This is a genomic window from Corynebacterium pygosceleis (assembly GCF_016595275.2).
Lineage (GTDB): Bacteria > Actinomycetota > Actinomycetes > Mycobacteriales > Mycobacteriaceae > Corynebacterium > Corynebacterium pygosceleis.
In genome coordinates, this window is sequence record NZ_JAENIQ020000002.1 from 173,335 (window position 1) to 187,788 (window position 14,454).

At 66.3% G+C, this 14,454-nt stretch carries 10 protein-coding genes; 5 read left to right on the forward strand and 5 right to left on the reverse strand.

Annotation, left to right across the window (positions count from 1 at the left end; translation table 11 throughout):
- Positions 1–354: 354 nt before the first annotated feature.
- The 5 genes from tkt to pgl all read left to right on the forward strand — a co-directional run bounded on the left by tkt (position 355) and on the right by pgl (position 7,190).
- Positions 355–2,454, forward strand: a complete 2,100-nt coding sequence (gene tkt, locus JIM94_RS04075; protein ID WP_248167253.1) for a transketolase — start codon at positions 355–357, stop codon at positions 2,452–2,454.
- A gap of 175 nt (positions 2,455–2,629) precedes the next feature.
- Positions 2,630–3,712: a transaldolase gene (tal, locus tag JIM94_RS04080; RefSeq protein ID WP_200254969.1), complete on the forward strand. Its 1,083-nt coding sequence runs from the start codon at positions 2,630–2,632 to the stop codon at positions 3,710–3,712.
- A gap of 98 nt (positions 3,713–3,810) precedes the next feature.
- Positions 3,811–5,367 carry a glucose-6-phosphate dehydrogenase gene (gene zwf, locus JIM94_RS04085; RefSeq protein ID WP_248085664.1) on the forward strand — a complete coding sequence of 519 codons (1,557 nt, stop codon included), beginning with the start codon at positions 3,811–3,813 and terminating at the stop codon, positions 5,365–5,367.
- Between the two features lie 72 nt (positions 5,368–5,439).
- A complete protein-coding gene (locus tag JIM94_RS04090; RefSeq protein WP_200254974.1) occupies positions 5,440–6,408 on the forward strand; it encodes a glucose-6-phosphate dehydrogenase assembly protein OpcA in 969 nt (322 codons plus the stop codon).
- Positions 6,409–6,428: 20 nt separating this feature from the next.
- Positions 6,429–7,190 carry a 6-phosphogluconolactonase gene (gene pgl / locus JIM94_RS04095; RefSeq protein WP_200254977.1) on the forward strand — a complete coding sequence of 254 codons (762 nt, stop codon included), beginning with the start codon at positions 6,429–6,431 and terminating at the stop codon, positions 7,188–7,190.
- Positions 7,191–7,437: 247 nt separating this feature from the next.
- On the opposite strand, the gene secG is transcribed toward pgl, so the two are convergent.
- From secG to gap, 5 genes are all read right to left on the reverse strand, one after another.
- Positions 7,438–7,674, reverse strand: a complete 237-nt coding sequence (gene secG, locus JIM94_RS04100) for a preprotein translocase subunit SecG (RefSeq protein ID WP_198735961.1) — start codon at positions 7,672–7,674, stop codon at positions 7,438–7,440.
- Positions 7,675–7,887: 213 nt separating this feature from the next.
- Entirely contained in the window at positions 7,888–10,638 is a 2,751-nt protein-coding gene (ppc, locus tag JIM94_RS04105; RefSeq protein WP_200254979.1) for a phosphoenolpyruvate carboxylase, read from the reverse strand.
- Between the two features lie 157 nt (positions 10,639–10,795).
- Entirely contained in the window at positions 10,796–11,578 is a 783-nt protein-coding gene (gene tpiA, locus JIM94_RS04110; RefSeq protein ID WP_200254981.1) for a triose-phosphate isomerase, read from the reverse strand.
- A gap of 71 nt (positions 11,579–11,649) precedes the next feature.
- The gene (locus tag JIM94_RS04115) at positions 11,650–12,864 is read right to left on the reverse strand and encodes a phosphoglycerate kinase (protein WP_200254983.1); all 1,215 of its coding nucleotides are present in this window, start codon (positions 12,862–12,864) and stop codon (positions 11,650–11,652) included.
- 173 nt (positions 12,865–13,037) lie between these two features.
- A complete protein-coding gene (gene gap, locus JIM94_RS04120; RefSeq protein WP_200254985.1) occupies positions 13,038–14,042 on the reverse strand; it encodes a type I glyceraldehyde-3-phosphate dehydrogenase in 1,005 nt (334 codons plus the stop codon).
- Between the last annotated feature and the right edge of the window lie 412 nt (positions 14,043–14,454).

A 14,454-nucleotide genomic window follows, 5' to 3' on the forward strand; every position in this document is an offset into this window, starting at 1 on the left:
CACCGCAGCACCGGGAACGGACACGTACGGGAAACGGACCACCACTGACATGGCGTCGTACCCTCGACAATAAGTAGAGGGTACACACCCGGTCGATCTTAACTGTCTTCGACCCCGCATCACAGTCAGCCGCCACACGCTCCCCCTCCGACGACTCCGGGGACGGGCCACCGGGACGATACGGAATCACCACCCGACCACGGTCAGCCGTGTGGGGCGGCACCACCGGGCACCACCCTCGGAGCACGAGGAGCGCCGAGCCGTTAAGCTGGTGACGTGATGCCACGGGCACCCGTCCCGTGGCTGATGATCCCGCCAGTTGCTGGCCATCCGAACGAAACGAGGACCCAGACCGTGAGCCTGCCCGATGAACTGAAGGAACCCACCCGCCGCAATTACCCGGAGAGCTGGACCGACCTCGACACACGTGCCGTCGACACGGCCCGGATCCTGGCGGCCGATGCGGTGCAGAACTGCGGTTCGGGGCATCCGGGTACCGCGATGAGCCTCGCTCCCCTCGCGTACACGCTCTTCCAGCGCACGATGGACATCGATCCCGCTCAGCCGACCTGGGCGGGCCGGGACCGTTTCGTCCTCTCCTGCGGGCACTCTTCACTGACCCAGTACATCCAGCTCTTCCTCGGCGGGTTCGGTCTCGAGATGGGTGACCTTGAAGCGCTCCGTACCTGGGGGGCCAAGACACCGGGTCATCCGGAGTACCGCCACACCGACGGTGTCGAGATCACCACCGGCCCACTCGGCCAGGGGCTCGCCTCCGCCGTCGGTATGGCCATGGCGGCCCGCCGTGAACGTGGTCTTTTCGACCCGGACGCCCCCGCCGGTGAATCGCCCTTCGACCACTTCATCTACTGCATCGCCTCCGACGGTGACATCGAGGAGGGCGTCACCGCCGAGGCCAGTTCCCTCGCGGGAACCCAGGCACTGGGGAACCTGATCGTGTTCTGGGACGACAACCGCATCTCCATCGAGGAGGACACACGGATCGCCTTCACGGAGGACACCGTCGCCCGCTACGCCGCCTACGGCTGGCAGACCCTCGAGGTCGAGTCCGGTGAGGACATCGTGGCGCTCGAGGCCGCCATCGAGAAGGCCAAGGCCGACACCTCCCGACCGTCCTTCATCCGGGTCCGCACGATCATCGGTTACCCGGCCCCGAACATGATGAACACCGGCGCGGTCCACGGCGCGGCACTCGGCGACGACGAGGTGGCCGCCACCAAGAAGGTTCTCGGCTTCGACCCCGGGGTCTCCTTCCACATCGACGACGAGGTTCTCGCCCACACCCGCTCCCTCGGTGACCGCGCCGCCCGGAAGACCGAAGCGTGGACCGCGAAGTTCGACGCCTGGGCCGAGAACAACCCGGAGCGCAGGGAACTGTTCGACCGGCTCGCGGCCCGTGAGCTCCCGGAGGGCTGGGCCGACGGTCTGCCGACCTGGGAGGCGGACGCCAAGGGCGTGGCCACCCGCAAGGCCTCAGAGGCCGTTCTCCAGGCCCTCGGTGCCACCCTTCCCGAGCTCTGGGGAGGTTCCGCCGACCTCGCCGGCTCGAACAACACCGTCATCAAGGGCGCACCGTCCTTCGGCCCCGAGCACATCACGACCGACACGTGGACCACGGACCCCTACGGCAGGAACCTGCACTTCGGGATCCGCGAGCACGCGATGGGCTCGATCATGAACGGCATCGCCCTGCACGGCGGCACCCGCCCCTACGGCGGCACCTTCCTGATCTTCTCGGACTACATGCGCCCCGCGGTTCGCCTCGCCGCGCTGATGGGCACCGACGCCTACTACGTCTGGACCCATGACTCCATCGGGCTCGGCGAGGACGGTCCGACCCACCAGCCGGTCGAGCAGCTGGCCAGCCTCCGCGCCATCCCCGGCTTCTCGATGCTCCGGCCCGCGGACGCGAACGAGACCGCGGCGGCGTGGAAGTACTCCCTGCTCTACCGGGAGGGACCGAAGGGCCTCGCGCTCACCCGCCAGAATGTCCCGGTTCTCGAGGGGACCGCGGAGAAGGCCGACGAGGGGGTCTCCCGTGGCGCCTACGTCCTGGTCGAGGGTTCCAAGCCCACCCCGGACGTGATCCTCATGGGTTCCGGCTCCGAGGTGCAGCTCGCCGTCGAGGCGGCCTCGGTCCTCGAGAAGGACGGCGTCTCCGCCCGCGTCGTCTCCGTCCCGTGCATGGACTGGTTCGAGGAGCAGGACGCCGGGTACATCGAATCCGTCCTCCCCGCGGCGGTCACCGCCCGTGTCTCCGTCGAGGCGGGTATAGCGATGCCGTGGTACCGCTGGCTCGGCACCGCCGGCCGCCCGGTTTCCCTGGAGCACTTCGGCGCGTCCGCCCCCTGCGAGAAGCTGTTCGAGGAGTTCGGGATCACGGTTGACGCGGTCGTCGACGCCGCCCGGGCGTCCATGTCCGCCGCCCGCTGATTCTCCCGTCGTTCCCGTTCCGGGCCACCTCGCGCCGTACCCTCCTGGCCGGTGGTGGCCCGGAACACTCTCGTCGGGGATTCCGCGGAGCTGCACCCGGCTGAAAAGCCGACTACCCTCGTTTCTCGGATACGAGGGGATACTGAGTCCCCCGCCTGCACTAGGAGCCGCCACCATGACACACATCGATGAACTCGCCGGGATCGGTACCGCCACCTGGCTCGACGATCTCTCCCGTGACCGCATTGACAGCGGGAACCTGGAGGAACTGCTGACGACGAAGTCCATCGTCGGGGTGACCACGAACCCCGCCATCTTCGCGGCCGCGATGACCTCCGGAACAGCCTACGACGAGCAGATCGAGGTCCTCAGGTCCGAGGGCGCGGACGCCGACACGGCCGTGTACGCGATGGCGGTCGACGATGTCCGCCGGGCGTGCGACATATTCCGGGACACCTTCGAACGGACCGGCGGCGTCGACGGACGCGTCTCCATCGAGGTTGATCCGAGGATCTCCGATGACGCGGAGGCAACGCTCGTCCAGGCCCGTGAGCTGTGGAAGAGGGTCGACCGTCCGAACCTGCTCATCAAGATCCCGGCGACGCTCGGTTCGCTTCCCGCCATCACCCGAGCACTCTCCGAGGGCATCAGCGTCAACGTGACCCTGATCTTCTCCTGTGACCGGTACAGCCGGGTCATCGACGCCTACAAGGAAGGCATCCGTGCCGCCGCTGAAAAGGGACTCGATGTCGCGGGCATCCAGTCCGTCGCGTCCTTCTTCGTCTCACGTCTCGACGTGGAGGTCGACCGGCGTCTCGAGGAGATCGGCACCGAGGCCGCGCTCGCACTGCGTGGTAAGGCGGGTGTCGCGAACACCCGGCTCGCCTACGATCTCTTCCGTACGTCCTTCGCGGACAACGGCGAGCTGCCGGAGGGAGCGACCGTGCAGCGTCCGCTGTGGGCCTCGACGGGAGTGAAGAACCCCGACTACCCGGCGACCCTGTACGTGACCGAGATCGCGGGGCCGCAGACGGTGAACACCATGCCGGAGCCCACGATCGACGCTGTCCTCGCGGAGGGCGGTCTCCACGGTGACACCCTCACCGACCGCGCCGGCGAAGCCAGGGAGGTGCTCGCCGCCGTCGAAGCTGTCGGGGTCGATCTCGACGACGTGTTCGCGGTCCTCGAGCGCGAGGGCGTGGAAAAGTTCGAGAAGAGCTGGAACGAGCTCCTCGACTCCATGCGTCAACGCCTCTGATCCGAGCGTCCTCCCCTTCCACCACCCGTGTCCACCCGCCGGCCCCTGCGGTCCGGCGGGTGGACGCCCGATCACAGACAAAGCAGGCAGACATCACCGTGAGCAATACCCTGACCGGTCTTCCCGACAACGCCCCCTGGTTCAATCCGCTCCGCGACAGCCAGGACAAGCGCCTGCCCCGTATCGCCGGGCCGTGCGGAATGGTGATCTTCGGGGTGACCGGTGACCTCGCGCGCAAGAAACTCCTTCCCGCGATCTACGACCTCGCCAACCGCGGACTGCTCCCCGCGGGGTTCGCACTGGTCGGCTACGGCCGCCGCGAATGGACGAAGAAGGACTTCGAGGAATACGTCCACGACGCCGTCGTCGCCGGTGCCAGGACCGAGGTGCGTTCCAGTGTCTGGGAACGGCTCGCGGAGGGCATGGAGTTCGTGAGCGGGACGTTCCGCGACGACACGGCCTTCGACAATCTCGGCGCGAAACTCGCGGAGCTCGACAGGACCCGGGGTACCGCCGGTAACTGGGGGTTCTACCTGTCCGTACCGCCGGAGTATTTCTCCGACGTCTGCCATCAGCTGAAACGTTCCGGTATGGCGGAAGCCCCCGAGAACTCCTGGCGCAGGGTCATCATCGAGAAACCCTTCGGCCACGACCAGGAATCCGCCCGTGAGCTCAACCGGGTCGTCAACGCCGTCTTTCCCGAAGATTCCGTCTTCCGGATCGACCACTACCTCGGCAAGGAGACCGTCCAGAACATCATGGCGCTCCGCTTCGCCAACCAGCTGTTCGATCCCCTGTGGAACAGCCACTACATCGACCACGTGCAGATCACCATGGCCGAGGACATCGGACTCGACGGCCGTGCCGGCTACTACGACGGCATCGGAGCCGCACGGGACGTCATCCAGAACCACCTGCTCCAGCTCCTCGCGCTCACCGCGATGGAGGAACCGGTGAGCTTCACGCCCGCGGAACTCCAGGCCGAGAAGATCAAGGTGCTCCGTGCGACCGCACCCGTCTACCCGCTCGCCAAGACCACGGCACGGGGGCAGTACACGGCCGGATGGCAGGGATCGACCCGGGTACCGGGGCTCCGGGAGGAGGAGGGCTTCTCCGATGACTCCAACACCGAGACCTACGCGGCCTGCACACTCGAGATCAACTCCCGCCGCTGGGCCGGTGTCCCCTTCTACCTCCGGACGGGTAAACGACTGGGACGCCGGGTCACGGAGATCGCACTGATCTTCAAACCCGCGCCGCATCTGCCGTTCGGTGATGTCATGACCTCCGCACTCGGACAGAATGCGGTGGTGATCCGCGTCCAACCGGACGAGGGTGTCCTCATGCGTTTCGGTTCGAAGGTCCCCGGATCCACCATGGAGGTCCGCGACGTGAACATGGACTTCTCCTACTCGGAGGCGTTCACCGAGGAGTCACCCGAGGCTTACGAACGGCTCATTCTGGATGCGCTGCTCGACGAATCAAGCCTCTTCCCCACCAACGAGGAGGTCGAACTGTCCTGGCAGATCCTCGACCCCGTGCTCGAGTACTGGGCGCAGCGCGGACGACCCGAGGACTACGAGGCCGGAACCTGGGGGCCGACCTCGGCGGACAGGATGCTCGCCCGCGAGGACCGTACCTGGCGACGACCCTGATCCGACGCCCCGCTCCGCACCTGCTCCACAGCTCCCGGCGGTTCTCCCGCCGTTCCACGTTGAAAGGCCCCCATGATCATCACAATGCCCGACACCGACACCCGGGCGATCGCCGCTGAACTCGTGTCCATCCGTGAATGGGGTGCGCAGGTCACCACGGGCCGGGTCCTCACACTCATCGTCGTCGCCGATGCCGACGACGACATCGAGGCCCTCATCGGTGCCACCAACGACGCCTCCCGTGAACATCCTTCCCGGGTTCTCGTCATGGTGATCGGTGACTCCTCGGCGGAGAAATCCTCCGTCGACGCCGAGATCCGCATCGGCGGTGACGCCGGCGCCTCCGAGATCATCCTCATCCGGCTCAACGGTGAGGTAGCCGACCACGTCGAGGCCGTCGTGACCCCGCTCCTTCTCCCGGACACCCCCATCGTCGCCTGGTGGCCGGGCACGGCCCCCGTGAATCCCTCGGATGACCCCATCGGACGTATCGCGGCCCGCCGCATCACCGACGCCCTCTACGATCCCCCGGAGGATTCGATCTACCGGCGCCGGAACCACTACCGGCCGGGAGATTCCGACATGGCGTGGTCCCGTATCACGCAATGGCGCGGTGTGGTGGCCTCGACCCTCGATCAGCCCCCTCACGAGGGCATCCTGGACGCCGAGATCCACGGACCGGCGGACTCCCCCAGCGTCGACCTCGCCGCCGGCTGGCTCGCCGACCGCTTCGGCGTCAACATCGTCCGCCAGTCGACCGGCCAGGACGCTGTACCGGTCGACGACGCGGGACGTGAATGCATAGCGGTCACCCGGGTGGTCCTCTTCAGGAGCCGCTCGACGATCACCGTGGAGGTCCGTGACGCTGAGACACTGTCCGTCTCCGTCGACGGTGCCCACTACGGGCTCGTCGCCCTCGGTCGTCGGAGCCAGGCGGACTGTCTCGCCGAGGAACTCCGGCACCTCGATCCCGACCTCGCCTACGCGCGTGCACTGCGCGGGTTGAACCGTGTCCGCTACGTCGACGCGTTCACTGACTGATCCCCGGAAAGGAGCGGACCATGGTTGACATCACACGTGTGAGAGACCTCAACGCACTCATCGACGAAGCCGCCGCCCGGATGACCCGGACGATAGCCGCCGTGCAAGCCACCGGGGGCCTTCACGGCGACGGTGTCGCACGCATCGTCCTGACCGGCGGTGGCGCGGGAATCGGCCTCCTGAGGAAACTCGCGGAGTTCGACAACACCGCCCGCACCATGGGCGAGGACTTCCCCGTCGTGCACATCGACTGGTCGAGGGTGCACGTCTTCTTCGGTGACGAGCGCAACGTCGATGTCACACACCCCGAGTCGAACGAGGGCCAGGCCCGCGCGGTGCTTCTGGACCACGTGGACATCGCCGACGCCAACATCCACGGCTACGGTCTCGGCTCCGGCGACCTCGAGGCCGCGGTGTCGAGGGTCACACGCGCACTGGAGTCCTTCGCCCCGAAGGGGTTCGACCTCCATCTCCTCGGGATGGGCGGCGAAGGCCACATCAACTCGATGTTCCCCCACACTCCCGCGGTACGGGAAACCCGTGATCCCGTCACCGCGGTAACGGATTCCCCGAAACCACCGGCGGAACGGGTCACACTCACACTCCCGGCGGTACGGTCGGCGGAACGGGTGTGGCTGCTCGTGTCAGGTGCCGAGAAAGCTGAGGCCGCCCGGGCCGTCATCGACGGCGCCGACCCGGAAGCCTGGCCCGCCGCAGGTGCCCGGGGACGATCCGAGACCGTCCTCTTCCTCGACGATGCGGCGGCCGCTCCCCGTCACTGACCGGTCCCCCTCCCCGTGCGGTCCGCACGGGGAAAACGACGAAACCCCGTCACGACTGTTTCCGTGACGGGGTTAAGCGGTGGACGGGTGGACCGGCCGTCCGCGCGACGGTCCACCCGTCCTGCCTGCGCATGTACCGCCCCGGCCACCGGGTCTGCCGGGGCGAGGCGCTGGATGACCGGGCCACCGGTGACGATATGGTCGCCGTGACGGGGACCGGGACCAGGTGCCGGAACCGCGGTGAAATCTAGCCGACGTAGGCGTGGATCAGGTTCAGCCCCACGATACAGACGATCCAGATGATCGCGCAGATGATGGTCACCCGGTCGAGATTCTTCTCGACGACGGTGGAACCCGAGAGGTTCGACTGCACACCGCCACCGAACAGACTCGAGAGGCCGCCCCCCTTGCCCTTGTGCAGCAGCACGAACATGGTCATGCCGAGGCAGGCCAGGAAGAGAACGATCTGAAGGGTAAGCACCATGGAAACGTGGATCCTTTAATTGTGGATAATGCGTCTGTCTTGTCCGGTGCCCGCCCTCCCGGGAGAGCACCGCTGTCGTGACCTCTTGTTCATCTCACCGGGTCAACGGCTGTCGCATACCACCATACACGTCCACGGTGGCCACGACGGACCCGACACAGCGCATCAGCGACCCGAGGTCGACGAGGACACCGATGCACTGCGCGGCCGGGACTATCCGGAGTTGCGCAACGCCGTCGCCAGACCGTTCATGGTCAGCTGGATACCGTCGGGCACGCCGGCGTCGGTATCCCCGGATCGATACCGACGCAGCAGCTCGAGCTGGATCACGTTCAGCGGGAGCAGGTAGGGATACCGGCTGCGGACCGACCGTTCGAGGGTCGGGTTGTCCGCGAGCAGGCGGTCGGCACCGGTGACGGTGAGGAACATGTCCGTGGTGAGCCGGTATTCCTCGGCGATGGCCCCGGAGATACGGTCGGCCACGTCACGGTCCCCTACCAGCGACGAGTAGAGCTCCATGAGCGGCATCTCCGCTTTCGCCATGACCTGCGCCATGTTGGACATGACGGACGTGAAGAACGGCCAGTCCCTGTAGAGCTCTCGGAGTTCCGTCAGACGGTCCGGATCATCGCCGATCCAGTCGCGGAGCGCCGTACCGACACCGAACCACCCGGGAATCATCGCCCGTGACTGCGACCACGCCAGTACCCACGGGATCGCCCGCAGATCATCGATGGAGGAGGTCTGCTTCCTCGCCGAGGGCCGCGAGCCGATGTTCAGTGCGCCGATCTCCTGGAGCGGAGTCGACGTGGTGAAGTACTCGATGAAGCCGGGGTCCTCGTGAACGAGTGTCGCGTACTTCCGGCGGGAGGCCTCGGCGATCTGCCGCATGATCTCGTGCGCCCGTTCCGGGTTCTCCAGATCGGCGACCGGCAGGAGTGAAGCCTCCAGTGTCGCCGAGACCAGCGCCTCCAGGTTGCGTCTCGCGGTTGTCGGATGACCGTACTTCGCGGAGATGATCTCGCCCTGCTCGGTGATGCGGACCGAGCCCGCCACCGCACCCTCCGGTTGCGCGAGAATCGCGTCATAGCTCGGCCCGCCCCCGCGCCCGACGGTGCCTCCCCTACCGTGGAAGAACCGGAGTCGGATACCGTTCTCCCGGCACGCCTCGACGATGTCGAGTTCCGCGTCGTAGAGCGCCCAGTTCGCGGCGAAGTAACCGCCGTCCTTGTTCGAGTCCGAGTAGCCCAGCATCACCTCCTGGATCTCACCGCGTCGCGTCACGTAGGAACGGTAGACCGGGACCTTCCAGATGTCCCGGAGGATCGATGCCCCGGCCTGGAGATCCTCGATGGTCTCGAACAACGGGATGATGTCGACTGATCCGGACGGCGCACCGTCCTCGACACGGATGAGACCGTATTCCTTGAGCAGCACCATCGGTTCGAGGATGTCGGAGACCGACTGGGCCATCGAGATGATGCAGTGGGGCACCATCCGTTCACCGAACTTGTCGACGGCCTCGGCGGCGGCCGCGATGATCTCCAGCTCCCGTCGGGTCTCCTCGCTGAAGTTCTGCGGGTGCGGGGGGACCAGTGGGCGTGGTGAGCTGAGCTCACCGACGAGGAGCCTTCTTTTCGCGTCCTCGTCGAGCGCCCGGTAATCCTCTGTGACCCCGGCGTGCGCGAAGACCTCGGTGAGGACGTTCTCGAAGGACTCGGAGTTCTGGCGCAGATCCAGGGAGTAGAGGTGGAAACCGAAACTGGCGACCGCTGACCTGATCCGTCCGAGTCGATCGTCCGCGATCAGGCCGTCGTAGGATTCCCGCAGGGCGGCGTCGATGATGTCGAGGTCGGCGGCGAATTCGCCCGGCCCCGGATAGGGTTCATGGCACTCGTACCAGGTTCCCTCGACGGACTCCGGGCCGATCAGTTCGGCCTGGGTTGCGGCGATCCGCCCCCGGACACCGTGAACGGCCCGACGGTACGGCTCATCCACCCGGCTCGGGACATCGTTGTGTCCGCGGTCCGCGAGCTCGACGAGTTCTCGGCTCACCTCGGACAGTCTGTCCGACAGTGACAGTTCGTGCTCGAGTTTGTGCAGTTGGGACGCGTAGAACTTCAGGACCGTGTGGGCTGCGCGGTTCGTCGCGTAGCGGACCGTCTCCGCCTTCACGTAGGGGTTTCCGTCGTGGTCCCCACCGATCCAGGATCCCGGTCTGACGACGGCGGTGGCGGGGACCACGTCACCGTACCGGTTCTGCAGTTCGGTCCGGACATCGTGGTTGATCGCGGGGATCTGACGGAGCAGGCTCAGCTTGTAGTAGCGCAGTCCGACCTCGATCTCATCCTCGATCCGGGGACGAACCACGCGGATCAGGGCCGTCTGCCACAGGATGGTGATCTGGCGTTGGATACCCCTGTCGATCTCCTCGGTACGTGCCGCCGTGCGTTTGCTGGGTGGTCGTGAAGCGATGTCGTGACGCTCCTGCATCAGTGCGGTGATGTGCTTCTGGACATCGAACACGGTGCGGCGGCGGGTTTCGGTCGGGTGTGCCGTGAGAACGGGGGCGACCTCAGCCATGGCGATGGCTTCCGCCACTGCTTCGGCGCTGATGCCCGCCGCTTCAAGTTTGACCCACGTCGCCTCGAGAGTGGAGTCGGGTGCCGGTGCACCGCCGTCGAGGATCGCCTGCCGGGTGGTCTCGTCGTTGAGGTCCTCCACGAGGTTGACCAGGAGCGCGAAATGGGAGAACGCCCGCACGACCTTGATCATCGTGAATGTGTCCCGGTCCCGGAACATACCGACCAGATCGTCGAGGGTCTGCTGGCCCTTGGCGACACCGAAGGATGCTCTGCGGGCACCTTCGACCAGATCGAAGATGTCGTCACCCTCCTGCTGGCGGATGACGTTTCCGAGGATGCGTCCGAGATGCCGGATGTCCTCGCGAAGTTGTTCAGGCACTGTGTACTTCCTTTTCGATTGGCGGATGGATCCGGTGTCCGGTCCTGTTCCTCCCCGGCCCCGGTGCGCGCAGACCGGTGCCCGCCGTCACCTCGACGGGGCCGGGACAGCGGTGCTGTCGGCGATCACGGCGAGGACGGCGGGCACTGGACGGGAATCAGGCCCGGGGGCCGGCGGCGTTGGCGACGAGCTTCGCGAAGTCCTCGCCGTTGAGCGAGGCCCCACCGACCAGTCCGCCGTCGACGTCGGGCTTGCCGACGATCTCGGCGACGGAGTCGGCCTTGACCGAACCGCCGTAGAGGATACGCATGCCGTCGGCGATCTTCTCGTCGGCGAGTTCGCGGACGGTCGCGCGGATGGCGGCACACACCTCCTGGGCGTCGTCGGCCGACGCGACCTTCCCGGTGCCGATGGCCCAGACCGGTTCGTAGGCGACGACGGTGTTCGCGAGCTGTTCGGCGTCCAGCCCGGCGAGGGAGGCGCGGGTCTGGGCGACGACGTAGTCGACGTGTTCGCCGGCTTCACGGACCTCGAGGGGCTCGCCGACGCAGACGATCGGGCTGACGCCGTGCTTCAGGGCGGCGGCGGCCTTGGCGGCGACGAGTTCGTCGGACTCCCCGTGGTACTCGCGGCGCTCCGAGTGCCCGACGACGACCCAGGAGCAGCCGAGCTTGGCGAGCATCTCGGCGGAGACCTCTCCGGTGTAGGCACCGGATTCGTGGCGGGAGACGTCCTGGGCACCGTAGGTGATCTGGAGCTTGTCACCGTCGACGAGGGTCTGGACGGAGCGGATGTCGGTGAACGGGACGGTCAGTGCGACATCGACCTTGTCGTAGTAGTCCTTCGGCAGGGCGAAGGCGAGTTTCTGGACGACGCTGATCGCCTCCAGGTGGTTGAGGTTCATCTTCCAGTTGCCGGCGATGAGGGGGGTGCGTGCCATGTTCTGGCCTTTCTTCGTGGTTGGTGTCTGTGGGGTGAGTGGTACCCGCCCTGTCGGGGCGGGGCCGGGTGTCAGTTCTCCAGGACGTTGACGCCCGGAAGCGTCTTGCCCTCGAGGAATTCGAGGGAGGCACCACCGCCGGTGGAGATGTGGCTGAAGCCGTCCTCGTTCAGACCGAGGGTCCGCACCGAGGCCGCGGAGTCGCCGCCGCCGACGACGGAGAACGCTCCGTCGGCGGTTGCGGAGATCATCGCCTCGGCCACGCCCTTGGTGCCCTCGGCGAACGCCGGGAACTCGAAGACACCCATCGGGCCGTTCCAGAAGATCGTCTTCGCCTCGGCGAGCCGTGCGGCGAACAGCTCGACGGACTTCGGGCCCATGTCCAGGCCCATCCAGCCCTCGGGGATCCCGGAGACGTCGACGGTCCGCTTCTCTGCGTCCCTGTCGAACCTGTCGGCGGCGACGACGTCGACGGGCAGGACGATGGAGTCGCCGAAACGCTCGAGGAGGTCGCGGCAGGTGTCGATCATCTCTTCCTGGAGGAGGGACTTCTGGACGTCATGTCCCTGCGCCGCGAGGAAGGTGTAGCACATGCCGCCCCCGATGATCAGTGCATCGGTCTTGGGCGCGAGGGCCTCGATGACGCCGAGCTTGTCGGAGACCTTCGACCCGCCGAGAACGACGACGTAGGGCTTGGCGGGGTTGGACGCGACCTCGCCGAGAACCTTGATCTCCTTCTCCACGAGCTGACCGGCGTAGTGCGGCAGGCGCTGCGCGACATCGTAGACGGAGGCCTGTGCGCGGTGGACGACGCCGAAGCCGTCGGAGACGAAGGCACCGTTCTCACCGGTCAGAGCGACCAGCTGATCGGCGAACTCACCGCGCTCGGCGGCGTCCTTGCTGGTCTCGCGGGGATCGAAGCGGACGTTCTCCAGCAGCAGCACGTCACCCTCGGTCAGACCGTTGGCCCGCTCGTGTGCGTCCTCGCCGACGACGTCGCCGGCGAGAGCCACGTACTGGCCGAGTTCCTCGGAGAGCGCCTCAGCGACCGGGGCGAGGGAGAACTTCTCGTTGACCTCACCCTTCGGCCGGCCGAGGTGTGCCATGACGATGACCTTGGCACCACCGTCGACGAGTTTCTTCAGGGTCGGGAGGGAGGCCGTGATCCGACCGGAGTCGGTGATCTCACGGTTCTCGTTGAGCGGGACGTTGAAGTCGGAACGGACGAGGACGTAACGGCCCTCGACTCCTTCGGCGATCAGGTCGTTGAGGTTCTTGACGGTCATCGATTCTCCTTGGTTTCTGTTCTGTCTGTATCGGGGTAAGGATGTTGGCCGGACCCGTTCGACCGGGTTCGGGTGCGCGAACGGCCCGGGGCGTACCTCCGGAGAGGTACGCATCCCGGGCCGTTGGCGTTTTTCAGGGCATCAGCCCGGACGGCGGAGGTTTCCGCGCCGTGTCAGAGCCGGTCGCCGACGTACTCGGTCAGGGTGACGAGCTGGTTGGAGTAGCCCCACTCGTTGTCGTACCAGGAGACGACCTTGACCTGGTCACCGATGACGCGGGTCATGCCCGAATCGAAGATCGAGGCGTGCGGGTCGGTCACGATGTCGGTGGAGACCAGGGGCTCCTCCGAGTAGGCCAGAACACCCTTCAGGTCGCCCTCGGCGGCCTTCTTGATGGCGGCGTTGACCTCGTCGACCGTGACGTCCTTCGAGGCGGTGAAGGTGAGGTCGGTGCAGGAGCCGGTGGGAACCGGGACGCGCATGGCGAAACCGTCGAGCTTGCCCTTCAGCTGCGGGAGGACCAGGGCGACGGCCTTGGCCGCACCGGTGGAGGTGGGCACGATGTTCACGGCTGCGGCGCGGGCACGGCGCAGGTCGCTGTGCGGCGCATCCTGGAGGCGCTGGTCGCCGGTGTAGGCGTGGATCGTGGTCATGAGACCGCGCTCGATGCCGAAGGCGTCGTCCAGAACCTTGGCCATCGGAGCCAGGCAGTTCGTCGTGCAGGACGCGTTCGAGATGATGGTGTGGTTCTCGGGGTCGTAGTCGGTGTGGTTGACACCGACGACGAAGGTCGCGTCCTCGTTCTTCGCGGGCGCCGAGATGATGACCTTCTTGGCGCCGGCCTCGATGTGCGCCTTCGCTGCGTTGGCGTCGGTGAAGAAGCCGGTCGACTCGATGACGATGTCGACGTTGTTCTCGCCCCAGGCGAGGTTCTTCGGGTCCCGCTCAGCGGTGACGATGATGCGCTTGCCGCCGACGACGATGGACTCGTCGTCGTAATCGACGTCCTGGCCGAGACGGCCGAGGATGGAGTCGAACTTGAGCAGGTGCGCAAGGGTCTTGTTGTCGGTCAGGTCGTTGACCGCAACAACCTCGATGTCGGCGCCGCGCTCGAGGATGGCGCGGAAGTAGTTGCGTCCGATGCGACCGAAGCCGTTGATGCCTACACGAACCGTCACTGTGATCTCCTTTGTCCTGTTGGAACTTTGATCATCGGGATGACCCTGAACCGGGGAGCTCGGGCGTTCATCCCTGATGGCTCCCACTGTACCGACGTAACGTGAACCGTGCAGTGAAACCGGGCACAGTCACACGAAAAATAGACACATCCGGGCATTAAAACGGACAGCGACACCAACCGAATCCGGCAAAACCAACACCCGGGCACCCACCGATTTTGGAATGCAGATCATCTGCCCCGGGGAACCCCACATATCGACCACCCGATCACCCCCGAATAGCGGAGCAGCACTGTTCCCGTCGAGGCCCGTTCGGTCGGCACCGGTGCATGTGTGCCGTTGATCACACCCGGAGAACATGGAGGGGCCGCGGCACAACCTCACGACGGGTCTCCGCCGGTACGGCGAGCTC

What these genes read in the sequence shown, in the direction of transcription:
- tal (WP_200254969.1), top strand. Translation starts at nt 2,630, where the DNA reads ATGACACACATCGATGAACTCGCCGGGATCGGTACCGCCACCTGGCTC.
- JIM94_RS04115 (WP_200254983.1), bottom strand. Translation starts at nt 12,864, where the DNA reads ATGACCGTCAAGAACCTCAACGACCTGATCGCCGAAGGAGTCGAGGGC.
- pgl (WP_200254977.1), top strand. Translation starts at nt 6,429, where the DNA reads ATGGTTGACATCACACGTGTGAGAGACCTCAACGCACTCATCGACGAA.
- JIM94_RS04090 (WP_200254974.1), top strand. Translation starts at nt 5,440, where the DNA reads ATGATCATCACAATGCCCGACACCGACACCCGGGCGATCGCCGCTGAA.
- secG (WP_198735961.1), bottom strand. Translation starts at nt 7,674, where the DNA reads ATGGTGCTTACCCTTCAGATCGTTCTCTTCCTGGCCTGCCTCGGCATG.
- tpiA (WP_200254981.1), bottom strand. Translation starts at nt 11,578, where the DNA reads ATGGCACGCACCCCCCTCATCGCCGGCAACTGGAAGATGAACCTCAAC.